Source organism: Kineococcus anabasis (genome assembly GCF_054590795.1).
Map to the genome: position 1 here is coordinate 94,840 of NZ_BAAIHU010000008.1, position 23,144 is coordinate 117,983.

General features: G+C 75.2%; 24 protein-coding genes and 1 pseudogene. 16 read left to right on the forward strand and 9 right to left on the reverse strand.

Annotated elements, in window-relative coordinates:
- Window positions 1-49: 49 nt before the first annotated feature.
- The 4 genes and pseudogenes from ACYQBY_RS13990 to glpX all read left to right on the forward strand — a co-directional run bounded on the left by ACYQBY_RS13990 (window position 50) and on the right by glpX (window position 3,291).
- Window positions 50-1,084 carry a LacI family DNA-binding transcriptional regulator gene (locus ACYQBY_RS13990; protein WP_459644482.1) on the forward strand — a complete coding sequence of 345 codons (1,035 nt, stop codon included), beginning with the start codon at window positions 50-52 and terminating at the stop codon, window positions 1,082-1,084.
- A gap of 124 nt (window positions 1,085-1,208) precedes the next feature.
- A complete protein-coding gene (locus ACYQBY_RS13995; RefSeq protein WP_459644483.1) occupies window positions 1,209-1,622 on the forward strand; it encodes a (R)-mandelonitrile lyase in 414 nt (137 codons plus the stop codon).
- A gap of 177 nt (window positions 1,623-1,799) precedes the next feature.
- Window positions 1,800-2,201 (forward strand): annotated as a pseudogene (locus ACYQBY_RS14000) (glycogen debranching N-terminal domain-containing protein); the annotation flags it as partial.
- Between the two features lie 64 nt (window positions 2,202-2,265).
- Window positions 2,266-3,291, forward strand: coding sequence for a class II fructose-bisphosphatase (gene glpX / locus ACYQBY_RS14005; protein WP_459644484.1), 1,026 nt, complete (start codon window positions 2,266-2,268; stop codon window positions 3,289-3,291).
- Window positions 3,292-3,374: 83 nt separating this feature from the next.
- Here the strand turns inward: glpX and ACYQBY_RS14010 are convergent, their stop codons facing one another.
- Window positions 3,375-3,968: an NADPH-dependent F420 reductase gene (locus ACYQBY_RS14010; RefSeq protein ID WP_459644485.1), complete on the reverse strand. Its 594-nt coding sequence runs from the start codon at window positions 3,966-3,968 to the stop codon at window positions 3,375-3,377.
- A 259-nt stretch (window positions 3,969-4,227) separates the two neighbouring features.
- On the opposite strand from ACYQBY_RS14010, the gene ACYQBY_RS14015 reads away from it, so the two are divergent.
- Window positions 4,228-5,193, forward strand: coding sequence for an alpha/beta hydrolase (locus ACYQBY_RS14015; RefSeq protein WP_459644486.1), 966 nt, complete (start codon window positions 4,228-4,230; stop codon window positions 5,191-5,193).
- A 50-nt stretch (window positions 5,194-5,243) separates the two neighbouring features.
- Window positions 5,244-6,227, forward strand: coding sequence for an aldo/keto reductase (locus tag ACYQBY_RS14020; RefSeq protein WP_459644487.1), 984 nt, complete (start codon window positions 5,244-5,246; stop codon window positions 6,225-6,227).
- A 39-nt stretch (window positions 6,228-6,266) separates the two neighbouring features.
- Here the strand turns inward: ACYQBY_RS14020 and ACYQBY_RS14025 are convergent, their stop codons facing one another.
- Entirely contained in the window at window positions 6,267-9,023 is a 2,757-nt protein-coding gene (locus ACYQBY_RS14025) for a helix-turn-helix transcriptional regulator (protein WP_459644488.1), read from the reverse strand.
- Window positions 9,024-9,142: 119 nt separating this feature from the next.
- Here ACYQBY_RS14025 and ACYQBY_RS14030 point away from each other — a divergent pair, with 119 nt between their 5' ends.
- Window positions 9,143-10,159 carry an LLM class flavin-dependent oxidoreductase gene (locus ACYQBY_RS14030; RefSeq protein ID WP_459644489.1) on the forward strand — a complete coding sequence of 339 codons (1,017 nt, stop codon included), beginning with the start codon at window positions 9,143-9,145 and terminating at the stop codon, window positions 10,157-10,159.
- Window positions 10,160-10,658: 499 nt separating this feature from the next.
- Here the strand turns inward: ACYQBY_RS14030 and ACYQBY_RS14035 are convergent, their stop codons facing one another.
- Window positions 10,659-11,396, reverse strand: coding sequence for an SRPBCC family protein (locus tag ACYQBY_RS14035; protein ID WP_459644490.1), 738 nt, complete (start codon window positions 11,394-11,396; stop codon window positions 10,659-10,661).
- A 32-nt stretch (window positions 11,397-11,428) separates the two neighbouring features.
- Here ACYQBY_RS14035 and ACYQBY_RS14040 point away from each other — a divergent pair, with 32 nt between their 5' ends.
- The 4 genes from ACYQBY_RS14040 to ACYQBY_RS14055 all read left to right on the forward strand — a co-directional run bounded on the left by ACYQBY_RS14040 (window position 11,429) and on the right by ACYQBY_RS14055 (window position 15,936).
- Window positions 11,429-12,208, forward strand: coding sequence for an SDR family oxidoreductase (locus ACYQBY_RS14040; protein WP_459644491.1), 780 nt, complete (start codon window positions 11,429-11,431; stop codon window positions 12,206-12,208).
- A gap of 38 nt (window positions 12,209-12,246) precedes the next feature.
- Window positions 12,247-14,067, forward strand: a complete 1,821-nt coding sequence (gene nhaA / locus ACYQBY_RS14045; RefSeq protein WP_459644492.1) for a Na+/H+ antiporter NhaA — start codon at window positions 12,247-12,249, stop codon at window positions 14,065-14,067.
- 44 nt (window positions 14,068-14,111) lie between these two features.
- A complete protein-coding gene (locus ACYQBY_RS14050; protein ID WP_459644493.1) occupies window positions 14,112-14,897 on the forward strand; it encodes an SDR family oxidoreductase in 786 nt (261 codons plus the stop codon).
- A gap of 118 nt (window positions 14,898-15,015) precedes the next feature.
- The gene (locus tag ACYQBY_RS14055) at window positions 15,016-15,936 is read left to right on the forward strand and encodes an LGFP repeat-containing protein (RefSeq protein WP_459644494.1); all 921 of its coding nucleotides are present in this window, start codon (window positions 15,016-15,018) and stop codon (window positions 15,934-15,936) included.
- A 76-nt stretch (window positions 15,937-16,012) separates the two neighbouring features.
- Here ACYQBY_RS14055 and ACYQBY_RS14060 read toward each other — a convergent pair whose 3' ends face one another.
- Entirely contained in the window at window positions 16,013-16,984 is a 972-nt protein-coding gene (locus tag ACYQBY_RS14060; protein ID WP_459644495.1) for an AraC family transcriptional regulator, read from the reverse strand.
- A 191-nt stretch (window positions 16,985-17,175) separates the two neighbouring features.
- On the opposite strand from ACYQBY_RS14060, the gene ACYQBY_RS14065 reads away from it, so the two are divergent.
- Window positions 17,176-17,886, forward strand: coding sequence for an SDR family oxidoreductase (locus ACYQBY_RS14065; RefSeq protein WP_459644496.1), 711 nt, complete (start codon window positions 17,176-17,178; stop codon window positions 17,884-17,886).
- A gap of 68 nt (window positions 17,887-17,954) precedes the next feature.
- A complete protein-coding gene (locus tag ACYQBY_RS14070) occupies window positions 17,955-18,335 on the forward strand; it encodes a putative quinol monooxygenase (protein WP_459644497.1) in 381 nt (126 codons plus the stop codon).
- Window positions 18,336-18,396: 61 nt separating this feature from the next.
- On the opposite strand, the gene ACYQBY_RS14075 is transcribed toward ACYQBY_RS14070, so the two are convergent.
- From ACYQBY_RS14075 to ACYQBY_RS14085, 3 genes are all read right to left on the reverse strand, one after another.
- The gene (locus ACYQBY_RS14075) at window positions 18,397-18,741 is read right to left on the reverse strand and encodes a GNAT family N-acetyltransferase (RefSeq protein WP_459644498.1); all 345 of its coding nucleotides are present in this window, start codon (window positions 18,739-18,741) and stop codon (window positions 18,397-18,399) included.
- Entirely contained in the window at window positions 18,738-19,034 is a 297-nt protein-coding gene (locus tag ACYQBY_RS14080) for a UBP-type zinc finger domain-containing protein (RefSeq protein ID WP_459644499.1), read from the reverse strand. The genes ACYQBY_RS14075 and ACYQBY_RS14080 overlap by 4 nt, the downstream gene beginning before the upstream one ends.
- 76 nt (window positions 19,035-19,110) lie before the next feature.
- Window positions 19,111-19,440 carry a nuclear transport factor 2 family protein gene (locus ACYQBY_RS14085; RefSeq protein ID WP_459644500.1) on the reverse strand — a complete coding sequence of 110 codons (330 nt, stop codon included), beginning with the start codon at window positions 19,438-19,440 and terminating at the stop codon, window positions 19,111-19,113.
- A 223-nt stretch (window positions 19,441-19,663) separates the two neighbouring features.
- Between ACYQBY_RS14085 and ACYQBY_RS14090 the strand changes: the two genes are divergently transcribed.
- The 3 genes from ACYQBY_RS14090 to ACYQBY_RS14100 all read left to right on the forward strand — a co-directional run bounded on the left by ACYQBY_RS14090 (window position 19,664) and on the right by ACYQBY_RS14100 (window position 21,657).
- Window positions 19,664-20,398 carry an SDR family NAD(P)-dependent oxidoreductase gene (locus ACYQBY_RS14090; RefSeq protein ID WP_459644599.1) on the forward strand — a complete coding sequence of 245 codons (735 nt, stop codon included), beginning with the start codon at window positions 19,664-19,666 and terminating at the stop codon, window positions 20,396-20,398.
- Window positions 20,399-20,469: 71 nt separating this feature from the next.
- Window positions 20,470-21,294 carry an SDR family NAD(P)-dependent oxidoreductase gene (locus tag ACYQBY_RS14095; protein ID WP_459644501.1) on the forward strand — a complete coding sequence of 275 codons (825 nt, stop codon included), beginning with the start codon at window positions 20,470-20,472 and terminating at the stop codon, window positions 21,292-21,294.
- A gap of 66 nt (window positions 21,295-21,360) precedes the next feature.
- Window positions 21,361-21,657, forward strand: coding sequence for a putative quinol monooxygenase (locus tag ACYQBY_RS14100; RefSeq protein ID WP_459644502.1), 297 nt, complete (start codon window positions 21,361-21,363; stop codon window positions 21,655-21,657).
- A 48-nt stretch (window positions 21,658-21,705) separates the two neighbouring features.
- On the opposite strand, the gene ACYQBY_RS14105 is transcribed toward ACYQBY_RS14100, so the two are convergent.
- The gene (locus tag ACYQBY_RS14105; protein ID WP_459644503.1) at window positions 21,706-22,218 is read right to left on the reverse strand and encodes an MmyB family transcriptional regulator; all 513 of its coding nucleotides are present in this window, start codon (window positions 22,216-22,218) and stop codon (window positions 21,706-21,708) included.
- Between the two features lie 52 nt (window positions 22,219-22,270).
- Window positions 22,271-23,116 carry a helix-turn-helix domain-containing protein gene (locus tag ACYQBY_RS14110; protein ID WP_459644504.1) on the reverse strand — a complete coding sequence of 282 codons (846 nt, stop codon included), beginning with the start codon at window positions 23,114-23,116 and terminating at the stop codon, window positions 22,271-22,273.
- Window positions 23,117-23,144 lie beyond the last annotated feature (28 nt).

Sequence of the window (23,144 nt, forward strand, 5' to 3'; positions counted from 1 at the left end):
CGCCGGCACGTCACTGATTCGTATCAGTTGGCGACGCTAGGCTGCCGTCGTGCGAGGCGTCAAGAAGTCCCCGCCACCGGCGGACCGGCCGGGGCGGCGCAGGGTGACCGCCAGCGACGTGGCTCGCGAGGCCGGCGTCTCCCAGGCCACCGTGAGCTACGTCCTCAACGACACCCCGGGCCAGACGATCCCCGAGCAGACCCGCCGGCGCGTGCGCGAGGCGATGGAGCGCCTGGGCTACGCCCCCTCCGCGGCGGCGCGCGCGCTGCGCCGCGGCCGCAGCGACACCGTGCTGGTCGTCCTGCCGGACTGGCCCCTCGGCGCCACCCTCGTCGCGGCCGTCGAAGGCCTCACCGACGCGCTGGAGCCGCACGGGCTGTCCGTCCTCACCCGCCGCACCAGCGCGGCGCGGCCGCTGGCCGGGCTGTGGCGCACCCTCGGGCCCGCGGCGGTCGTCGGCTTCGACGGGCTCGACCCCGCCGAGGTGGAGGCCATGACCGCGGCCGGGGTGGCGGTCGTCAGCACGATGCCCGCCCCTCGACCGGGCAGTGCGGGCGTCCTCACCGTCTCGCACTCCCTCATCGGCGGCCTTCAGCTCCAGCACCTGGCCGCCACCGGCCACCGGCACGTCGGCTACGCCGCCCCGGCCGACCCGCGCGTGGCGGTCTTCCGCGACCTGCGCCTGGACGGGGTGCGGACCGCCTGCCTGGAACTGGGCCTGGACGAGCCGTCCGTGCGGGTCGTGCCGGTGGACCTGCGGGCGGCCGCCGACGCCGTCACCGCCTGGCGCGCGGAGGACCCGGCGGTGACGGCGGTGTGCGCCTACGACGACGACCTGGCCTTCGCGCTGCTGGCCGGCATGCGCTCCCTCGGGCTCACCGCACCGGGGGACCTCGCCGTGATCGGCGTCGACGACACCCCCCTGGCCCCGTTCGCGGCCCCGCCGCTGACGACGATCGACCCGAACGTCGACGCGTTCGTGGCCTACCTGACCGCCGCGGTGCTCCACGGCACCGCCGGCGGCGACCCGCCGCCACGGCCCCGCCCGGACGCCGTCACGCTCGTGGTGCGCGAGTCCGCGTGAGGTGGGCGCCGGCGTGTCCCGCCGGCTTCCCGGGAACCGTCCGGCTGGGGTTGTCTGTCCCCGGGCCCGCCGTCGACCGCACCCGGTGACGACCGCGAGCCGGACGACCGGAGGGGACACCGCGATGCAGATCACCCGCAGCTCGCTCGACACCGTGAGGGGACCGGCCGCCTGGTTCACCGGTGACGTGTGGATCGACGCCGTCGCCGCGGCGCCACCGCCCTCGCGGCTGAGCGCCAACCTCGTGCACTTCACGCCCGGTGCCCGCACCCACTGGCACCGCCACTCCCTGAGCCAGACCGTCTTCGTCACCGAGGGCGTCGGGCTGTGCCAGCGCCGCGGCGGACCCGTCGAGGTCATCCGCCCCGGGGACCGCGTGCTGTTCGAGGCCGACGAGGAGCACTGGCACGGTGCGGCGCCGAACAGGTTCATGGTGCACCTGGCCCTCAACGAGGGCGACGAGGAGCACGCCGTCGTGCAGTGGCTGGACCCGGTGACCGACGCGGAGTACACGGCCACCCCCGCACCCGGCGGCTGAGGCGGCGCGGTGCTCACGTGCCGCCCTGCGCGCGGGCGCGGGCGCGGCGGACCGCCTCGTCGACCGCGCGCACGAACTCCACCGTGGCCACGACCGTCGGGGCCCGGTCCCGGTGCAGCACGGTCAGGCCGGCCCTCTCGGCACCGGGACGGCCCGCACCGCGAAGTCGGCGATCTCCCGCAGCGGCCGCACACCGGCCTCTTCCACCGGGACACCCGGGTCCTCTCGCAGTGGGTGCTCACCGTCGCCGGTGAGTCCCTGCAGGTCCTGGACATCGGCCTCGCCGAGCCCTTCCACGCCGACGTCGTCTGCCGGGTGGTGCCCTCGGGTTCCCGGACGGACCTCCTGCTGGAACGGCACCGGTACGTGGGCGACGGGATGCGCGCGGACCTGCGCCTGCGCGACCTCCCCCGCTCCCCCGTGCACGTGGAACTCGTCCTCGACCTCGCGGCGGACCTCGCCGACGCGTTCGCGGTCGAGGACGGCCGGGCCGGGGCGGCAGCCGACGTGGAGACGTCGGCGGCGAACGGGGCGGGGCTGCGCACCGGGGTCCTCGTGCAGGGTGACGGCGGGGCGTGAGGCGGGCAGCGGGACGATGGGCCCCGCGACGCAGCACCCACCCCCGGCCCGAGAGGCACGACCCATGAGCTCCCACGACGCCCAGCCCGACCCCGGAGCCGGTGCCCGGCCCCTGCGCTACCAGCTCCCCGACCGCAACCTCGGCCTGGACCTCATGCGCGCCACCGAGGCCGCGGCGATGGCCGCCGGGCAGTGGGCCGGCCGGGGCGACAAGGACAGCGGCGACCGCGCCGCCGTCGACGCCATGCGCGAGGTCCTCGCGCAGGTCCCCGTGCGCGGGCGGATCGTCATCGGCGAGGGCGAGAAGGACGAGGCGCCCATGCTGCACAACGGCGAGCTCGTCGGCGACGGCACCGGCCCCGAGATCGACATCGCCGTCGACCCCGTCGACGGCACCACCCTGCTGGCCAACGGCATGCCCAACTCCATCGCCGTCATCGCCGCCTCCGACCGCGGCAGCATGTACGACCCCCGCGACGTCTTCTACATGCACAAGCTCGTCGTCGGTCCCGCCGCCGCCGGCCTCGTCGACCTCGACGCCCCCGTCGCCGACACCATCGCCGTGATCGCCCGGGCCAAGGGCGGCACCGCCGCCGACGTCACCGTCGCCGTCCTCGACCGCCCCCGGCACGCCGACCTCATCCGCGACGTCCGCGCCACCGGCGCCCGCATCAAGCTGTTCTCCGACGGCGACGTCGCAGCCTCCATCGCCGCCGCCAGCCCCGACTCCCCCATCGACGCCATGATCAGCATCGGCGGCACCCCCGAGGGCGTCATCACCGCCTGCGCCCTCAAGGCCATGGGCGGGGACATCCAGGCCCGCCTGCACGTCGGGGACGAGACCTCCCGCCGCCGCGCCCTCGACGCCGGCCACGACCTCGGACGCATCCTCGGACTGGACGACCTCGTCGCGGGCGACAACACCTTCTTCGTCGCCACCGGCATCACCGACGGCGAACTCCTCGCGGGCGTGCACTACGTCCCCGGCGGCGCCCGCACCCGCTCCCTCGTCATGCGCTCGCGCAGCGGCACCGTCCGCTCCGTCACCAGCACCCACGCGATCAGCAAGGTCCAGCGCTACAGCACGTGAGGCGGTGGGGGCCCGCGCGTTCCGGGGTGCGGGCCTCCGTGCGGGCGGTGCTCAGGAGGGACCGGTGCCGGCCCCGGGGCCGCTCACAGGGGCGGGGTGACGAAGGCGCGGCCGGCCAGCGGCCCCCCGGGGAACTGCTGGAGCCGGCTGCCCGGCCCCAGCGGGCCGAGGTCGGCCACGACGAACCCGAAACCCTCCAGCAGCTCCGTGAGGACCTTCTTCGCGTCGGCGTCGTCACCGGACAGGAACAGCACGACGTTCCCGTCGGTCCGCGCCGGCGCGGCGCCCAGGTCGGCGGCCCCCATGTGGTTGCCGGTCTTGACCACCCGGGCACCGCGGGCGTGCCGGGCGACGACCTCGCTGCTGGTCGGCTCACCGGGACCGGGCTGCCCGCCGGAGAAGTCGTTGGTGGCGTCGACGAGGATGCGCCCGCCCCAGTCGGGCACCGCGGCGACGACGTCGGCCGCGAGGTCGCCGGGGACGGCGAGCACCACGAGGTCCTGGGCCGCGGCCTCCTCCACGGTGCCGGCGCGCGAGGCACCGCCCAGCCGCCCGACCAGCTCGCCCAGGCTGCCGGGGCCCCGGTTGTTGCTGACGACGACCTCGCGACCGCCGGCGGCCGCGTGGCCGGCGAAGGCCGAGCCGATGTTGCCGCTGCCGATGATGCCGATCTTCACTGCTCGCTCCTGCGGGTGCGGGGGGGTGCGGCGCGGTGCGCGCCGGCCGGGGGAACTCAAACAGGGCCGGCGCGCCACGGCATCCGTCACGTGACTGGCCGGGTGGCCCCGCGCCGGGAGGCCGGGCGGTCAGTCACGTGACGGATGCGGGTGCCGACCGGCTCGGGCAGCGTGGCCGCGACCCCACCGGCGGTGCCGCGCGGACCCACCGCGCCGCACCACCGCCGGCGGGGGTGCCACCGATCGAAGGAGAACCACCATGTCCCAGCCCGTCGAGCCGGTGCTGGAAGCGGCCGCCCAGGCCTTCGCCGACGCCAACTCCACCCCGCCGTTCCTGTACCAGCTGACCCCCGAGCAGGGCCGGAAGATCGCCGAGACTGTGCAGACCGACCCGACCCCGGCGCTGCCCACCGCCGACGTCACCGACCTGACGGTGGAGGGCGGACCGACCGGCAGCGTCCGGGTGCGCATCGTCCGCCCGGCCGGTGCCACCGGGCTGCTGCCGGTGGTGCTCTACGTGCACGGCCTCGGCTGGGTGTTCGGCGGCCCCGTCACCCACGACCGCCTCGTCCGCGAGATCGCCGTCGGGGTGGGCGCCGCGGTCGTCTTCCCCGACTACGACCTGGCGCCGGAGGCGAGGTACCCCACGCAGATCGAGCAGGTCTACGCGGTCGCCGACTGGATCTCGATGAACGGCCCGGAGCACTCGCTGGACACCTCCCGCATCGCCGTGGCGGGCGACTCGGTCGGCGGCAACATGGCCACCGTGACCACCCTGCTGGCCAAGCAGCGCGGCGGGGTGGAGTTCAAGGGGCAGCTGCTGTACTACCCCGTCACCGACGCCTCCTTCGACACCGGCTCCTACGAGCAGTTCGCCGAGGGCTACTTCCTGGCCCGCGAGGGCATGAAGTGGTTCTGGGACCAGTACACCACCGACCCCGCCGAGCGCGCCGGGATCACCGCCTCCCCGCTGCGCGCCACGCTGGAGGACCTCGCCGGCCTGCCCGAGGCGCTCGTCATCACGGCCGAGGCCGACGTCCTGCGCGACGAGGGCGAGGCGTACGCGGCCAGGCTGCGCGAGGCGGGCGTGCCGGTGACGGCGGTGCGCTACAACGGCGCCATCCACGACTTCGTCGGCCTGAACCCGTTGCGGCACACCTTCGCCGCCCAGGGCGCCATCACCCAGGGCATCGCCTTCCTCGCCGGCGTCCTCGGCACCGACTGATGCGGCGAGGAGAACCGGTCCACGTGGAGACCGCGGCCGCGGACGCGGTGATGAGGACGAGACCGCTGGGTTCGCAGGGTCTGGAGGTCTCCACCCTGGCGCTCGGGGCGATGGGGATGAGCGTCTGGTACGGCCCCCGCGACGACGCCGAGTCGATCGCCACGCTGCACCAGGCGCTGGACCGCGGGCTCACCTTCCTCGACACCGCGGAGGCGTACGGTCCGTTCCGCAACGAGCAGCTGCTGGGTCAGGTGCTCGCCACCCGCCGGGCGGAGGCGGTCGTGGCGACGAAGTGGGGCACCGACTTCACCCCCGACGGCACCTCGCTGGGGCGGGACGGCAGCGCCGGGCACTGCCGGCGCGCCATCGACCGCTCCCTGCGGCACCTCGGGGTCGAGGAGGTGGACGTCTACCACCTGCACCGCGTCGACCCGGAGGTCCCGGTCGAGGAGTCCGTCGGTGCCATGGGCGAACTCGTCACCGCCGGCAAGGTGCGGTACATCGGGATCTGCGAGGCCGCACCCGACACCATCAGGCGCGCCCACGCCACGTTCCCGCTGAGCGTCGTGCAGTCGGAGTACTCGCTGTTCGCCCGCGACGTCGAGCACAACGGCGTCCTGGACGTCGTGCGGGAGCTCGGGATCGGGTTCACCGGTTTCTCCCCGCTCGGCCGCGGCGTGCTGTCGGGCGGCATCACCCGGCCCGAGGACCTCGCCCCGGACGACGCGCGCCGCCACCTGCCGCGCTTCACCCCGGAGAACCTCGCCGCCAACGCCCGCCTGGTCGACGTGGTGCGCGCGCTGGCCGGCCGGCTGCGGGTGAGCGCCGCGCAGGTGGCGCTGGCGTGGGTGCTCGCCCAGGAAGTGGTGCCGATCGCCGGGACGAGGCGGCGCAGCCACCTGGCGGAGAACACCGCGGCGGTGGACGTGCACCTGGGCGCCGACGACCTGGCGGAGCTCGACGCGGCGTTCACCCCGGACGCCGTCGCCGGCGAGCGCGACACCGAGGCCGGGTTGCGCGCCAACTACCGCTGACACCCCGGGAGAACCCCCGTGCCGGCGCCCCCGGGTGCGTCAGCGGCCCGGCGCGGGGGCCGCTCGCAGGACGTCGCGCAACTGGTGGCGGTTGGCGATGCCGAGCTTGGGGAAGACCCGGTACAGGTGCGAGGAGACGGTGCGGTGCGAGAGGTAGACCCGGTCGGCGATCTCCTTGTTCGTCAGGCCCTGCGCCGCCAGCCGCGCGATCTGCAGCTCCTGCGCGGTGAGCGCCGCCGTCGCGTCGGGAGCGGCGGGAGCGGTGGTCGCGCTGCCCGCCGCGCGCAGTTCGGCGCGGGCCCGCCCGGCCGGGGAACTAGAACCCGCCCCGGCGGACTCCAGGGCGCCGAGCGCGGCGGTGAGGTGCTCGCGGGCCTCGCGCACGCGCCGGGCGCGCCGCAGCCACTCCCCGTACAGCAGGTGGGTGCGGGCCTGCTCCAGCGGGACCCCGGCGCCACCGCCCGCGGCCAGCGAGGACCCGTAGTGCTCCTCGGCCGCCGCCCCGTCGGCGAGCAGCGCACGGCTGCGGTGCACCAGGGCGCGCAGGTGCGCCGAGCCGAGGACCCCGGCGGCGTGCTCGACCGCGGCCACCACGGGCAGGGCCGCGCCGGGGTCCCCGGCGCGCACGGCGGCCTCGGTCAGGTCCGCCACGGCCCACTGCGCGTAGGCGCGGTGCACGGAGGTCCCGCGCAGCTCCGTCAGGGCCTCGCGGTAGTGGCGTTGCTCCAGCGCGAGCAGGCCGGCCGACCAGCGGGCGCCCGCCAGGACCTGCGGGAGCTGCCCACCGGGGTACAGCTCCCTGCTGCGGCGCAGGGCCGCGGCCGCCTCGGCCGTGCGCCCCGTCCACAGCAGCGTCCGGGCCAGGCCCGCCTCCGCCGAGGCCGCGACGACGGTCAGCCCCAGGTCCAGCGCGGTGCGCCGCGCGTTCTCGCCGTCGACGAGCGCCTCGGACAGCTGCCCGGCCGTGGTGCGCAGGTTCGCCAGGAGGCTGAGGGACTGGCTCATGTCACCGGCGGACCCGGAGCGGTTGAACTCCTCCGCCGTCCTGGCCCACGCGGCGCGCGCCGTCACCAGGTCCTGCAGGTACTCCGCCGCCTGCCCCAGCCCGAGCAGCAGCGGCAGGTTCCCCGTCAGCGACCTCGCCAGCCCGGGCAGGGCGGGTAGCACCACCGGGGCGCGGCCCAGCGGGTCGAGCACGGCCAGGCCGATCTGCTGGTGGTCGTCCCAGCGGCCCAGGTCCACCGCCACCAGGGCGTCGTGCACCGTGCGCCACAGCGCCGCGTCCCGCGCCGGGTCGCCGCTGGTGCGGTTGGTCACCCCGAAGGCCACCGCCACCAGCACGCGGGCCCGGGCCTCGGGCTGCTCCGTGCCGGAGGGCCCGCCCAGCGCGCGGACGAACGCGAACTGGTCGGCGCTGTTGTCGTTGTCCTTGCCGATGTACGTGCCGAGCACGCCCCGGACCTGGGACAGCTCGTAGCGCCGCTGCGGCGTCACCGCCAGCGGCTCGGCCTCGTGGATGATCTGCTCGGCGCGCTCCACCAGGCCCGCCTGGCGGGCAAGCTCGGCCGCCTGCACCAGGCGCCGCACCTGCTCGTCGGCGTCGGGGGACAGCTCGGCGGCACGGCGCAGCGCGGCGGACGCCTCCGCCCGGGCCCCGCGCTCGGCGGCGCGGGCGGCGGCGGCCTCCAGGTCCGCGGCGACGGGCTCGTCGCGGTCGAACGTCGCGGCCCCGCGGTGCCAGGCCGCCCGGCCGCTGTCGCGCACGGCCGCGGCCAGGGCCCGGTGGGCCTCGGCGCGCTCGACGGTGGAGGCTGCGCCGTAGACGGCCGAGCGCAGCAGGGGGTGGCGCAGGTGCAGCCGGTCCCCGACCACGCTCACCAGGTCCGCCCGCTCCAGCGGGACCAGGTCCCGCGGGTGCAACCCCGCCTCCCGCCCGGCGGCCAGCAGCTCGGGCAGGGACAGCTCCTCCCCCGCGGCGGCCAGCAGCAGCACCGTCCTGCTCGGGGCCGGCAGGGCGGCCACCTCCCCGAGGAAGGCGTCCTCCAGGCGCCGCGTCGTGGGCAGCGGCGCGCCGGAGGGGACCCGCCCGTCCGGGCCGCGGCCGCGCAGGGCGTAGCCGAACTCCCGCAGCGCCAGCGGGTTCCCACCGGCCTCCTGCAGCACCCGGCGCCGCGCGGAGGCGCTCAGGGCGGCGCCGGTGGTGTCCAGGGAGTCCAGCAGCTCCTCGGAGTGCCGCTCGGACAACGGCTGCAGGACGATCCGCCGGTGCGCGGCGGACTGCAGCACCCGACCGCCGGGGGTGCGGGCCGTGGCCACCAGCAGCACCGGGGCACCGCTGAGGCGGCGGGCCACGAAAGCCAGCACCTCGGCGCTGGAGGCGTCCAGCCAGGGTGCGTCCTCGACGACCAGGAGCAGCGGCCGGCCGGCGGCGACCTCCTCCAGCAGACCCAGCACCGCCAGGTGGATCAGCAGGCGGTCGGGGGGCGGGCCCTCCCGCAGGCCGAACGCGGTCTCCAGCGCGCCGAGCTGCAGCGCCGGCAGGGCCCCCAGCCGGTCCAGTACGGGGTGCAGCAGCTCGTGCACGGCGGCGAACCCGGCGAGGGCCTCGCGCTGGAACCCGGTGCACGCCAGCCGGCGGAAACCCGCGTCGACGGCGGCCTCGGCCAGTGCGGTCACCAGGGTCGTCTTGCCGATCCCGGCCTCGCCCTCGACCACGACGACCGCCCCGGTGCCCGAGGTCGCCACCTGCGCGAGCAGGGCCCGCAGGTCGGCCAGCTCCCGCTCCCGCCCGATCACGTGCACACCTTCCGGACCACCGACCCCGACGCCGCCGACGGTACCCGGCGGCCGCACGGCGGTGACCCGCCCGCTCCCCCGCCGGGAACACGCCGGGCGGCCGGCGCCTTGACCTCAACATGACGAGCAGCTCCCCGGCGACCCCGCGCCTGTCGATCCTGGACCTCGCGCCCATCGCCCCGGGCGAGACCGCCGCGCAGAGCTTCGAGAACTCCGTCGCCCTCGCGCAGGCCGCCGAGGACCACGGGTACGAGCGGGTCTGGTACGCCGAGCACCACAACATGGCGAGCATCGCCTCCAGCGCGACGAGCGTGCTGATCGCCCACGTCGCGAGCCGGACCTCCCGGATCCGGCTCGGCGCGGGCGGCGTCATGCTGCCCAACCACTCCCCCCTGGTGATCGCCGAGCAGTTCGGCACGCTGGCGACGCTGCACCCCGGGCGGATCGACCTGGGTCTCGGCCGGGCGCCCGGCAGCGACCAGGTGACGATGCGGGCGATGCGCCGCGACCCGATGTCGGCCGACACCTTCCCGCAGGACGTCCTGGAGCTCCAGGGTTACCTGCGCGGTGAGTCGCGGGTCGCGGGGGTGCAGGCGACACCCGGGGCGGGCACCGACGTGCCGCTGTACATCCTGGGCTCCTCGATGTTCGGGGCCCGGCTCGCCGCCGCCTACGGCCTGCCCTACGCGTTCGCCTCGCACTTCTCGCCCCGGCTGCTGCACGAGGCCGTCGACGTGTACCGCCGGGAGTTCACGCCCTCGGCCCAGCTGGCGTCGCCCTACGTCATCGCCGGCGTGAACGTGGTGGCCGCCGCCTCCCCCGACGCCGCGCGTCAGCGGTTCGAGACCGCCCGCCGCTCCCTCGTGCGGGCCCTGATCGCCCGCTCGCCCGGGGCGGCGACCCTCACGGACGAGCAGGTCGACGGTTTCCTGGCGACGCCGAGCGGCCGCGAGATCGCCTCGATGATGACGTACGCGGCGGTGGGCGGCCCCGACGAGGTGCGGGCCTACCTCACCTCCTTCGCCGAGGACGCCCGGGCCGACGAGCTGATCCTCGCCCACCAGGCGCCGCAGGTCGCGGACCGGCTGGAGTCGGTGGCCCTGACCGCAGGCGCTCTCCTGGGTGCGACCGTCTGACGCGTCCGGCGGCGCCCCACCGACGACGGAGGCCCGCACCCCGAGGGGGTGCGGGCCTCCGCCCTGCGACTTCGTCTGTGGGCCTCACAGGATCTGAACCTGTGACCTCTTCCTCGTCAGGGCTGTGAGCGGGTGCCTGAAGTACAGGTCAGCACGTCGACCAGTGCGTTGACCTGCACAGACGCATGTCACGGGGTCCCTGGCAGTCCGGGAAGGTCCAGCTCGGTTGTCACTCAGTTAGGCACTCAGCTGCCTCGAACCACCCGTGCCCCGAGGCTGGAACACCTGGTGCGTCGACCTCCACGGGCTCGTCACTCCCCGAGGGTCCGCCGAGGACAGAAGGGACAGCTGGCACCGCACCGTCGCCGATCGCTGGGTTGACGCGCACCCGGAGGACTGAGAAGCCGTGAAGGCCACATGAGCCGACGGACTGCAGATCCTCACCTGTCTTCGAGCACCCACCACGGACGATGCATCCCGACCACAGGATCCACCGGCGTCATCCCCCAGCAGCGCGTCGGTCATCCCTCGTGTCAAGAGCACGGCGCTCCAGTCGGCGCACCGCCGACAGCAATCCGTGGCGCATGGACCGTCGCCACCACGCCGGGAACAGCAGCTGCGCCACGAGCCGGCGGCCCGGCCTCGGCCGGAACGACGCACGCCAGGTGATGCGCGTCCCCCCACCGTCCCCGGCCGGCAGGAACACCCACTCGTCGCGCACCTCGGAGACCAGCCGGCCCATCACCCCCGTGAAGCTGCTGACGCGCGAGGCGAAGCAGCGACCGGGGGAGTAGTCCGTCAGCTCCTCCACCGCCTCAGTGCGGTCGGACAGCGCGAGGCGCCGCACGACCCCCTCGCGGTTCCACGCCCCGCTGGGCTCGAAGACCGCCGTGACACCGGGCACGGGCCACGCACCACGCGGGAGGGTAACCCTGTCCGCCCGCAGCGCGGCCGTGAACGCCTCCTCCTGCTCCAGGGCCGCCGTCGTGGTGACCGAGACGACGACAGGCCGCGAACGCGACGGGCGACGCGGCGATCCGTCCGGGGAACCCACCGAGAACCTCCTCCGCACCACCGGGTGACGCCGGCTTCCGAGGTCCGCGAGCCTGCACGGGCGGCGCCACCCGTGGGAGGCCCCCGCGCTCCCACCCTCGCGGTGGAACCCTCGCGGAGGGTAGGAGTGCGAGGGCCTCCCACGTGCCGCCACCGGCGGGCATCGTCGGTCACCGTCGGGCACGGTGCGGGAAGCCTCCGAGGGGAGAAGGCCACATGGTTTCCGATCGCGTCGCCGTCGTCACCGGTGCCGGCAGCGGGATCGGCCGAGCCACGGCCCAGCGGCTCCTGCGGGCCGGCGCCAGGGTGGCGCTCCTCGGCCGCAGCGGCCCCACCGCCGAGGACGCGGCGGCGCAGGCCCGGGCGGACGGCAGGGCGTTGTGGCAGGTCGCGGACGTCTCCGACGCCTACCAGCTCGTCGAGGCGCGGGACGTGGTCCACGAGCGGTTCGGGCCCGTCGACCTCGTCGTCGCCAACGCGGGCGTCATGAGCGGCGCCCCGTTCGAGGACGCGGTCCCCGGCGAGTGGGCGGAGATGATCGACGTCAACCTGCGCGGGGTGCTGCACACCGCGCAGACGTTCGCCCGGGACCTGCTCGGTGCGGCGGACGCGGGCCGCTGCAGCGATCTCGTGGTCATCGGCGCGATCGCCGGCACCGTGCGCTACCCCCAGTACGCCGTGTACTCCGCGATCGAGGCGGCGGTGGCCCAGCTCGCACGCACCCTGCGCGCCGAGTACGGCGGCCGCGGGGTGCGCGTGCGGAACATCCAGCCGGGCCTGACCCGCACCGGCCTGGGCGGCGCGATGAGCGACGCACCCACCCGCCGGCAGTGGGAGGACCTGCGCCGGTCGGTCCCCCCGCTCGACGCCGACCACGTCGCCCGCACCGTGCTGTTCACCGTGACGCGCCCCGCCCACGTCAACATCGCCGACCTGGTGGTGCTGCCGACCCGTCAGGACGGCCACCTGCCCATCCGCGTGGCGGGCCCCCGGTGACCCGGCGGGCGCGCACGCGGGCTGCGCAGGTACCGCTCGTGACGCGGGTGCGGTCGCTGGGGACGTCCGACACGGCCGGGGCCGCCGTGATGCTCGCCGCGGCCGCCGCGGCCGTCGTGTGGGCGAACCTCCCCGGGGAGTCGTACGCGCACTTCTGGCACACACCGGTCGGCATCAGCGTCGCGGGCAGCACCCTGGAGCTCAGCCTCCAGCACTGGGTGAACGACGCCCTCATGGCGTTGTTCTTCTTCCAGGTGAGCCTGGAGGTGAAGCGGGAGTTCGCCCTCGGCGAGCTGCGCGACCGCCGCCGCGCCCGGGTTCCCGTCACCGCCGCCCTCGTCGGCCTGGCGGTACCGGCCGCCGTGTTCCTCGCGGTCGGCTGGGCCGGCGACGCCCCGCCGGAGGTGAGGGGGGCGTGGGGGGTCGTCATCTCCACCGACACCGCGTTCGTGCTGGGGCTCCTGGCCGTGGCGGGGACCGCCGTGCCGCCGGCGCTGCGCGTGTTCCTCCTCACGCTCGCCGTCGTCGACGACGTGGGGGCCCTGGCCGTCGTCGCCGTCGTGTACACCGAGCGCCTGGACCTGGTGGCGCTGGCCGGCGCCGCGCTCGGCCTGGGCGGCATCCTGCTGCTGCGCCGGCTGCGGGTGTGGCGCGGACCGGCGTACCTGTTCGTGTCGGTCCTGGTGTGGCTCGCCGTGCTGGCCTCCGGTGTGCACGCCACCGTCGCCGGGGTGGCGATCGGGCTGCTGATGCCCGTCTACCCCCCGAAGCGGTCGGAGGTCGAGCGCTCCGAGCGCCGGGTGCAGGCCTTCGGGCGCTCCCCGACGCCGGAGAGGGCGCGCACGGCCGTCCTGGGCATCACGCGGGCGGTGTCGGTCAACGAGCGGCTGCACCACCTGTTCCACCCCTACGTCAGCCTGCTCGTCGTGCCCGTCTTCGCGCTGGCCAACGCCGGTGTGCGGCTGGACGCCGAGTCGCTCCGCGCGGCGGCGGGCTCGGCGCTGACGTGGGGGATCGTCGCCGGCCTCGTCGCCGGCAAGCTCATCGGGATCTGCGCGGGCACGGCGCTGAGCTGTGCCCTGCGCCTGGGCCGGCTGGCGCCGGGGCTCGCCGCGCGCCACGTCGCCGCGGGCGGGCTGCTGTCGGGTGTGGGTTTCACCATCTCCCTGTTCATCGTCGACCTGGCGCTGACCGACCCGGCGCTGCAGGCGCAGGCACGCATCGGCGTCCTGGCGGCCTCGCTGGCGGCGGCGGTCCTCGGCGCGCTGGCGCTCTCCGCCGTGCGCGCCGTCGACCGGGCCCGCGCCCCGGAGCGGCAGCACCTGCTGCGGCCCGTCGACCCCGGGCGAGACCACGTCCGAGGGCCGGTGGAGGCCCCCACGACCCTGCTCGTCTACGCCTCGTTCGCGTTCGACACCGCCGGGCGGACCGTCGAGGTCGTCGAGGAGGTGCTGCGCTGCGCGCCGGGCTCCCTCCGGTTCGTCTTCCGGCACCTGCCCTCCGGCGAGCCCGTCGCCCTGGAGGCTGCCCGCGCCGCGGAGGCCGCGGCGGAGCAGGGCCGGTTCTGGCCGATGCACGACGCGCTCGCGGTCCGCTCGGGACGGCTGGACTCCCGGGAGATCCGGCGCTGCGCCGCCGAGGCGGGGCTGAACCTGGACCGCCTGGAGGACGCGGTGCGGCACCGCAGGCACGAGGCGAGGATCCTCGACGACGCGGTGGACGCGGAGACGATGTGCCTGGAGGAACCACCCCGGTTCTTCGTCAACGGCGAGCTGTACGACGGGCCCGTCGAGGTGGGCGACCTGCTGCGGGCCCTGACCACCACCGGTGGCGACCGCCTCGCCCCCTCTCCCCCGTGAGCGGGACCGGCGGGACGGGCCCTGGAGAACTCCTGGAGGACCGCATGAGGTACGGGGACGAGGAGGCCGCCGGGTCGGCGGCGCCGCTGCGGGGACGCCGCGCGGTCGTCACGGGCGCGGCCGGTGGTGTGGGGCGGGCGCTGGCCGAGGCGCTGCTCGGGGCCGGCGCCTCGGTCGCGCTGCTGGACCGCAGGCCGCTGCCGTTCCGCGCGGAGGACGTGCCGGCGGCCTCCGGCGCCACGGCGTTCGGCGTCGTGGCCGACGTCGCGGACGTGGACTCGATGCTCCGGGCGCGTGGCGCCGTGCACGACCGGCTCGGCGGCGCCGACCTCGTGGTGGCCAACGCGGGGATCATGGTCGGTGGGGCGTTCGAGAGCTCCTCGGCGCAGCAGTGGCGCCGGATGGTCGACGTGAACCTCAGCGGGTCCCTCATCACGGCCAGGGTGTTCGCCGGTGACCTCCTCGACGCCGCCGACCGCGGCGCACCCAGCGACCTCGTCTTCACCGGCTCGATCGCCTCCTACCTGTTGTTCCCGCGGTTCACCGCCTACTCCGCGACGGCGGCGGCCATCAGCCAGCTGTCGCGCACGCTGCGCACCGAGGTCGGCCCGCGTGGGGTGCGGGTGCGGCACGTGGAACCCGGGGTGACGCTCACCGGCCTGGGCGCGGGCATCGACGACCCGGACGCCGTGGCGCACCTGGCGGCGCTGCGGAGCGCGGAGCGGCCGCTGACCCCGGAGGACGTCGCGGACACCGTCGTCTTCACCGCGACGTTCCCGCCCGAGGTGAACGTCGCGGAACTCGTCGTCATGCCGACCCGCCACGACTGAGCGGCCGGAACCGCAGGGGAGGAGTGCAAGGGCCTCCCTGGGAGGCGTTGCGACGGAGAGGCTTCCGCTACGACCACGACCCGGTGCGGGTGCACCGGGCCCACCGGCAGGAGATCCCGTGAAGAACACCGTCCGTGCAGCGACCGCCCTGATGGCCACCGTGGCCGTGGGGGTGCTGGCCGCGCCGGCCCAGGCCGACCCCAGGGTCGGCGGTGAGATCGGCGTGCGCTACGAGGCCCTCGGGGGCGAGCGCGGCCTGCTCGGCGCGCCGCTCACCCCGGAGATCCGCACTCCGAACGGCAAGGGGGCGTACGTGGTGTTCGACCGGGGCTCGATCTACTGGTCCCCGCAGAGCGGCGCCCACGAGGTGCACGGGGCGATCCGGGACGCCTACGCCTGGGGTGGCTGGGAGAACGGCTCCCTGGGGTTCCCCACCACCGACGAGGTGCGCACCCCCAACGGTCGCGGCGCCTACAACGTCTTCCAGGGCGGCTCGGTCTACTGGTCCCCCGCCACCGGCGCCCACGCGGTCCGCGGCGCCATCCGCGACACCTGGGGCGCCCACGGCTGGGAGGGCGGCACCCTGGGATTCCCCACCAGCAGCGAGTTCGACGTCCGCGGCGGCAAGCGCACCAACTTCCAGAACGGTTTCATCGAGTGGACCCCCCGCGCAGGGACCACCATCGTGGGGAACTCCGGGGTCGCCGGCTGCCCGTCCCCGTTCAACCGGGCCACCCCCGAGCAGGCCGCCGGCTGCACCGTGCGCGGCTGGGAACTGCGCCGCGGCGACGTCCTGTCGACCTACGCCACCAACGCCGTGGCCGGGGAACTCCTCGCCACCCCCTACACCCGCGCGACCGCCGACGGGTGCAGCCGCCCCCCGCGCCGGACGACGACCGGCACGTCCGGGATCGAGTGCGTCTACTACCTCCCCCCGCGCGCCGGTGACCCCACCGGCGAGGGCGTCGAAGCCCACCTCGGCATCGGGGTGTACCCCGGTGCGGGGGCCGTCGTGGAGGACGTCGTCTTCATCGGCTGACCGTTCCGGCGGCGCGGACGCGGGGGCGCTCACCGTCTCACCGGCCGGCGGGCGCCCCCGCGGGCCGGGGAGGTCCTCAGGCGACCGCGCCGGCCGTCAGCGACATGCCACCCACCCGCCCGCGCCGCTCGCTCCGGGCCTGCACGCGGTACTGCCCGGGCGGCACGGAGCGGGCACGGCTGAACGCACGGCTGAAGGCGTACACGGAGGTGTACCCCACGGCCCGGGCGATGGCCTCCAGCGAGTCGTCGCTGTCGCGCAGCCGCAACGCGGCGAGGTCCATCCGCCACCGGGTGAGGTAGGCCACCGGCGTCGTGCCCATGACGGCCGGGAACCGCCGGGACAGCGTCGCGCGGGACACGGCGATCTCCGCGGCCAGCGTCGCGGTGGTCCACGGCCGTGCCGGTTCCCGGTGGATCCTCTCCAGTGCCTCGGCGACGACGGGGTCGTCGAGCACCCCCAGCCACGACCCCTCGGGCTGGGCGGGCCCGGTGGCCAGCCACACCCGCAGGAGCTGCACGAGGAGGACGTCGACCAGGCGGTCCAGCACGATCCCGGTGGCGATCTGCGGGTTCGCCAGTTCCCGGGCCAGCAGGCGGACGGTGTCCTCCAGGCAGGTGCCGCCGTTCTCGGCCCGCAGGTGGACGACGTCGGGCAGCACCGTGATGACCTGGGTGGCGACCGCGGGGTCGTGGTCGTAGACCGCGCTGAGGATGCGGGTCCGCACCGGCCCCGTGCCGAGACGCAGCACCCCGCCGTCGGCACGGGCCTGCGCGGCGGCGGCCTCGTCACAGGGCGCCGCCACGGTGTCGGGGTGGCCGGCCAGGCCGTGCGCCTCCCCGCCGGGCAGGAGCACGACGTCGCCGGGCATCAGCCGCAACGGCTCGCGCCCCGCGCGGGTCAGCCACGCCGTACCGGCCGTGACCGCGTGGAAGGCTGCGCCCGGCACCGCACCGACCAGCACCCCCCACGGCTCGCCGGCCTCGATGCGGGCACCGACCGTTCCTCGGACACCGGAGACGGCCAGGACGTCGGTCAGCAGGTCCATGCCGGGACGGTAGCCGCGATGCACGGCGCGCGGTAGCCGTCTGCCTCATGAGGTGGTGCGAAGTGAGGCAGACGGACATGAATGTGCGATCCACAGGCATCGACCATCGCAGCAGCCGTTCCTACGGTGGGTCCTGCCGTCCTCACCGCGAGGTCGGCGTGCACCGATCCCCGAACTCCCAGGAGCCCGCAGTGGACCTCACCGGTTCCGTCGCCCTCGTCACCGGCGCCAACCGCGGCATCGGCCGGCACTTCGCCCAGCAGCTGCTCCAGCGCGGCGCCTCGAAGGTCTACGCGACCGCCCGCAGACCCGAGCTCGTCGACATCCCCGGCGCACACGTCCTCCGGCTCGACATCACCGACCCCGCCTCGGTCGCCGCCGCGGCGGCCGCCGCCGGTGACGTCACGGTGCTCGTCAACAACGCCGGCACGGCCACGTACACCAACCTCGTCACCGGCGACCTGGACAAGATCCGCCTGGAGATGGAGACCCACTTCTTCGGCACCCTCCACGTGGTCCGCGCCTTCGCGCCGGTTCTGGCCGCCAACGGCGGCGGCGCCGTCCTCAACGTCCTGTCCGCCCTGTCGTGGCTCGCCTACGACGGCGCCAACGCCTACTCCGCGGCCAAGGCCGCGGAGTGGGCCCTCACCAACGGCATCCGCCTCGAACTCGCCGGGCAGGGGACCCTCGTGACCGGCCTGCACCTGGGCAGCACCAACACCGACATGATGGCCGGCTGGGACGTGCCCAAGAACGACCCCGCCGACGTCGCCCGCGCGGGCCTCGACGGCCTCCAGGCGGGGCTGCTGGAGGTCCTGGCCGACGAGAACAGCGCCCAGCTCAAGGCCGCCCTCGCCGCCGACCCCAGCGTCCTGTACCCGCAGACGGTGCGCGCGGCCTGAACCGGAACAACCAGCCCGGGCGACGGGTTCAGCCGTCGCCCGGCCCCACGACCACCAGGAGGTCTCCCATGACGACCGGCACGACCCACGACCCGGCGACCACCGCTGACGCGGTTCCCGACGGCCTGATCCCCGCGCACGTGCTCGCATCGACGACGCCGGTCGCGGTGTACGGCTACGCCCGCGCCAAGGCCGGGCGCGAGCAAGACCTGCTGGAGCAGATCCGCGCCATCATCGGGCCCACCCGCGCCGAGGCCGGCTACGAGCAGTACGAGGTGCACACCACGGCGGAGGACCCCCGCGCCTTCGCGTTCTACGAGCGCTGGTCCTCGGGGGCGCACCTCCTCGCCCACGTCTCACAGCCCTTCATGCAGAGCTACTTCGCCGCGATCGGCGAACTGGTCGAGGGTGACCTGGAGGCGCACTGGCTCACCCCCGTCCCCGCCTGACCCGCCGGCGCCGGGCGGAGCACCGGGAGGTCGACGGCGCTCCGCCCGGCGCCGGGGGTTCTCAGTCCACCTCGGCGGGCACCCGCGCCGGCGACCGGAGCACCAGCTCGCCGTACTCGTCGGCGTGCTTGCGCACGAAGCGGTCCACGAACGGGCACAGCGGCACGATCGACAGGCCCTGCCGGCGCACGTCGTCGAGGGCGCGGCGCACGACGACCGAGGCGATGCCCCTGCCCTCGTGACCGGGGAGGACCTCGGTGTGGGAGAACACGAGGAACCGGGGGGCGCGGGAGTACTCCGCCACCGCGGCGAGCTCCCCGCCCACCCGGCCCTCGTAGCGGTGCATGTCGGCGTTGTCGGTCACGGTGACGTCCACGGTCGGCTCCGTCCTCTGCTGCGGTCTCACGGGTGCGACGGTGCGGACGGTACGCCCGGTAGCTCGAACGCGAAACGGTCGGGGTAGCACCAGAACCAGTCCTCGCCCGGCTCGAAGGAGCGCACCACGGGGTGGCCGCTGCCGCCCGCGTGACCGGTCGCGTGCCGGTTCGGGGAGGAGTCGCAGCAGCCGACGTGCCCGCACGTCGCGCACATCCGCAGGTGCACCCAGCGGCCCCCCGTGCGCAAGCAGTCCTCACAACCCTCCGCGCTTGGCGAGGCCTGCACGTCGATGGTGCCCAGGTGGTCACAGGTCGTGGTCATCGTTCCTCCAGCTCGCCCTTGCTCCGGTTCCGGTCGCGGCGGCGCCCGCGCGCGCCGGCTGTGTCCTGCCCACCCGTCATCCGCCCTCCTCCGGGCGGAGGACGAGATGGCTGATGAGCTCCTCCCGGAGCCTGACCGTGAGCAGGCGGGGAACCGTCGAGCCGTGACGGCTGAGGTCCAGCGCGACCTCGGCACCCTCCGCGGACCCGCTGCCGTGCCTGACGTCCACCCGGGCGCGGGCCCCGATGACGTGGCGCATGTTCCACTCCGCGATCTGCAGGAGGCCCTCGAAGCGCCGCCCGTCGTCGTCCACGACGGCGTCGTCGTGGAAGACACCCAGGAAGTCCTCGGTGTCCTCCGCGTTCATCGCGTCGAGGAGCAGCCGGACGCTGGCGGGGACACTCATGACCCGACCCTCCACGTCGCCGCGCGCGAGTGGGAGGCCCCCGCAGTCCTACTCTGCCGGGCCGCGGGCGGGCGTGAGGGTAGGAGCGGGAGGACCTCCCTCCGAGCTGGAACCGGACGGAGGCTCGGCGGTGGAGGGCGACGGCCCTCCCGACGTCGCGGCCGGTGCACCGCAGGCCGGGACCGCGGCGGCGCACGAGCGAGCGGGAACTGGAGGCAACACCATGGGCAGGCTCGACGGCAAGGTGGCGCTCATCACCGGTGCGGCGCGGGGCATGGGAGCCCAGCACGCCAGGCGGTTCGTCGCCGAGGGGGCCAGGGTCGTGCTGGCCGACGTGCTGGACGACCTCGGGGAGGTCGTCGCGAAGGAACTCGGTGACGAGGCGCGCTACCTGCACCTGGATGTGCGCGAGCGACCGCGGTGGGACGCCGTGGTGGCCGCGGCCGAGGAGGAGTTCGGGCGGCTGGACGTGCTGGTGAACAACGCCGGCATCTTCCGCCGCGAGCCGATCGAGACCCACTCGCACGAGATGTGGGACGAGGTGATCGGGGTGAACCTCACCGGGATCTGGAACGGCACCAAGGCCGTGATCCCCGCCATGAGGAGGGCCGGGGGTGGCTCCATCATCAACGTGTCGTCGACCGCGGGCATGACCGGCTACGCGTTCCTGCCGGCCTACACGACGTCGAAGTGGGGCATCCGCGGCCTGACCAAGACGACGGCGCTCGACCTGGGCGTCTACGGCATCCGGGCCAACTCCGTGCACCCCGGCTTCGTGCGGACCCCGATGACCGAGGAGCTGGGGGACAACACCGCCAACGTGGCTCTACACCGCACCGCCGCGGACGACGAGCTCTCGGCGCTCGTGGTCTTCCTCGCCTCCGACGAGTCCGCCTTCTCCACCGGCGGGGAGTTCATCGCCGACGGCGGGGAGTCCGCCGGCATCCCCGCACGCTGACCCGTGGGGGTGCCCCGTTGCGGCGGGGGCGCCCCCACGGTCCACCGGCTCGCGTCCACGGGAGGAAGAGCATGAGCACACCACGCCGGGGCACGATCGTCCTCACGGGCGCGACGAGCGGCATCGGTCGCGCCACCGCCCGCCGGCTCGCCCCCACGACGGGCACCCTCGTCGTCCACGGGCCCGAGCCTGCCGAGGAGGTCGACGGCCTGCTGTGGCAGCTGCGGCGCTCCTCCGCAGGAGAGGTGCACTACGTCCGCGCGGATTTCACCTCGCTCCTCGAGGTCCGTGCCGCCGCCGGGGCGATCAGCGAGCTCGTCCCGCGCATCGACGCGCTCGTCAACAACGCCGGTGTGCCCGGCTCGGCCACCCGATCCCTCACCGCCGACGGCTTCGAGCGCACCTGGCAGGTCAACCACGTGGCCCCGGCGCTGCTGACGGAACTGCTGCTGCCGCGCCTGGGACCGGGTTCGCGCATCGTGAACGTCAGCTCCACGACCCACCGCATGACGACGCTGTCGCTGGACGACCCCGGCCTCGAACACGGCTACGACCCGGTCCGCGCCTACGCGCGCTCCAAGCTGGCCGTCGTGGCGTCCTCCGTCGCGCTCGCCGCCCGCCTGCGGGAGCGCCGCATCGACGTGCTCAGCATCAGCCCCGGCGTCATCAGCACGTCCCTGCTGCACGCCATGTTCGGCGCCGGCGGCCGGGACGTCGAGCACGGCGCCCGGCGGCTCGTCGAGGCCCTCGACGCACGTGTCCCGACCGGTTCCTACATCGACGACGGCGAGCTCGTGGACCCCAGCGCCGAGGCACGCGATCCTGGGGTCCGGGACCGTCTCACGCGCCTGACCGCCGCACAGCTCGACTCCGACCGGGACCCGGCCAGGTCCTGAGCGAATCACGCCCCACCGGGGAAACCCATCACCGAGGACACCCGCAACCGAGCACGAGGAGTTCCCATGACGCTCATCGCCCTGATGGACCTGCGGCTGCGCCCCGGGTCCGGCCCGGAGGCGCTCGCCGTCCTGCACGAGACCCTCGCGGCGACCCGGGCCTTCGAGGGCTGCCTGGGGGTGGACGTGCTCGTGGACACCGACGACCCGGCGCACGTCGTGGTCCACGAGCGGTGGGACTCCCCGCGCAGCGATGCCGCGTACCGGGAGTGGCGCTCCTCCCCGGAGGGCGCCTCGCAGCTTCCCTCGGTGCTCGCAGCCGAACCCGTCCTGACCCGTCTCACCGTCGCCACGGACGTCTGACACCCGTCCCCAGGAGGGCGCCGGTCGGGCTCCGCCCGTCCCGTGCCCTCACAGCAGGGCGAGGAGCCCGGCCAGCTCGGCGGTGCGGGTGCCGGGCCTCGGCAGGTACTCGTCCCGCCACAACCCGCCGGGTGCCCGGCACACCCGGTGCTCGAAGACGAGCCGTCCCAGGTCCGGGTGGTTCACCTCGTAGCCGTCGCGGCCGCGGAAGCGCAGCTCGCGACCGGCCCACAGCCGCCGGAACGCCGCGCTGCGGGCGAGCAGGTCCGCGACGACCCCGGCGACGGCCGGGTCGTCGCCGTCGGCGTCCTCCTCGCGCGGGCCGTCGTGCAGGCCGCTGCGCAGCCGGGCCACCAGGGCCTGCTCCACCCGGACCGGGTCGACGTAGAAACTCCCCGCCCGCGGCGCGCAGAACACGGCGTGCGCGAGGTTCCGCACGTCCCCGAGCGGCAGGTGCAGCCCGGCCCACGCCCGGCTGCACCGCACCACCTCCAGCGCCGGGGTCAGCAGCACCCACGGGGTCTGCCCGGCCCCCTGGGGAACCCCCGGAACCTCGCGCACACCGCCACGGTAGGCAGCGGCGGCGCGGGGAACCTGGCCGTGCCGCTGCCCCTCAGGCGCGTGGCGCCGCGTCCTCCACCGGCACCGGCCCGCCCTCGGCCAGGGCGCGCAGCCGCTGCCCGCCGGTGTCGGCGGGCTCGGCCAGGTAGACCACGAGCTGGTGGCCGGGCATGGCCGCCACCTCCAGCGCGTCGAACGCCACCGTCAGCGGGCCGACCTCCGGGTGGGACAGCTCCTTGGCGTCGTGCGTCTTGGGCCGCACCTCGTGCGCGGCCCAGAGCTCGGCGAAGCGGGGGCTGCCCGCAGTGAGGCGGGCGAGCAGCTCCTCGCGCCGCGCCGCCCCCACGTGCACACCCGCCGTCGCCCGCAGGCTCGCCACGGTGTTCGCGGCGGCGTGCTCCCAGTCCACGAAGAACTCCCGGCCGGCGGGGTCGAGGAACACCATCTCGGCGAGGTTCTCCGTCGACCGGAACGGCGAGAACAGCCGGTCGGCCAGGGCGTTGGTGCGCAGCACGTCGAGCACCGGGTCCAGCAGGAAGCACGCCGCCCCGGGCCAGGAGGCCACGAGCCGGTCGACCGAGGGGTCCACCGGCGCGCGGGTCGCCGGCAGCGGCGGGGTCCACGCGGCCCCGGCGAGCGCGTAGGCGTAGCGGCGCTCGTCGAGGGTGAGGTCGAGGGCGTGCGCCAGCGCGTCGAGCACCTGCGGGGACGGGCGCCGCTCCCGGCCCTGCTCCAGCCGCGTGTAGTAGTCGATGCTGACCCCGGCGAGGGCCGCGACCTCGTCGCGGCGCAACCCCGGGACCCGGCGCACCCCGTAGGAGGGGACCCCCAGGTCGTCGGCCGACGCCGCGGCCCGCCTGGCCCGCAAGAAACATCCCAGTTCGTTGTCCCTGGCCACGGTCGGAGGTTAGGCAGCGGCGCCGGGA

Bases quoted from the DNA above. Each gene is read 5' to 3' on its own strand.
- ACYQBY_RS13995 (WP_459644483.1), top strand. From the start codon at position 1,209: ATGCAGATCACCCGCAGCTCGCTCGACACCGTGAGGGGACCGGCCGCC.
- glpX (WP_459644484.1), top strand. From the start codon at position 2,266: ATGAGCTCCCACGACGCCCAGCCCGACCCCGGAGCCGGTGCCCGGCCC.
- ACYQBY_RS14015 (WP_459644486.1), top strand. From the start codon at position 4,228: ATGTCCCAGCCCGTCGAGCCGGTGCTGGAAGCGGCCGCCCAGGCCTTC.
- ACYQBY_RS14020 (WP_459644487.1), top strand. From the start codon at position 5,244: ATGAGGACGAGACCGCTGGGTTCGCAGGGTCTGGAGGTCTCCACCCTG.
- ACYQBY_RS14030 (WP_459644489.1), top strand. From the start codon at position 9,143: ATGACGAGCAGCTCCCCGGCGACCCCGCGCCTGTCGATCCTGGACCTC.
- ACYQBY_RS14040 (WP_459644491.1), top strand. From the start codon at position 11,429: ATGGTTTCCGATCGCGTCGCCGTCGTCACCGGTGCCGGCAGCGGGATC.
- ACYQBY_RS14050 (WP_459644493.1), top strand. From the start codon at position 14,112: ATGAGGTACGGGGACGAGGAGGCCGCCGGGTCGGCGGCGCCGCTGCGG.
- ACYQBY_RS14060 (WP_459644495.1), bottom strand. From the start codon at position 16,984: ATGGACCTGCTGACCGACGTCCTGGCCGTCTCCGGTGTCCGAGGAACG.
- ACYQBY_RS14070 (WP_459644497.1), top strand. From the start codon at position 17,955: ATGACGACCGGCACGACCCACGACCCGGCGACCACCGCTGACGCGGTT.
- ACYQBY_RS14080 (WP_459644499.1), bottom strand. From the start codon at position 19,034: ATGACCACGACCTGTGACCACCTGGGCACCATCGACGTGCAGGCCTCG.
- ACYQBY_RS14085 (WP_459644500.1), bottom strand. From the start codon at position 19,440: ATGAGTGTCCCCGCCAGCGTCCGGCTGCTCCTCGACGCGATGAACGCG.
- ACYQBY_RS14090 (WP_459644599.1), top strand. From the start codon at position 19,664: ATGGGCAGGCTCGACGGCAAGGTGGCGCTCATCACCGGTGCGGCGCGG.
- ACYQBY_RS14095 (WP_459644501.1), top strand. From the start codon at position 20,470: ATGAGCACACCACGCCGGGGCACGATCGTCCTCACGGGCGCGACGAGC.
- ACYQBY_RS14100 (WP_459644502.1), top strand. From the start codon at position 21,361: ATGACGCTCATCGCCCTGATGGACCTGCGGCTGCGCCCCGGGTCCGGC.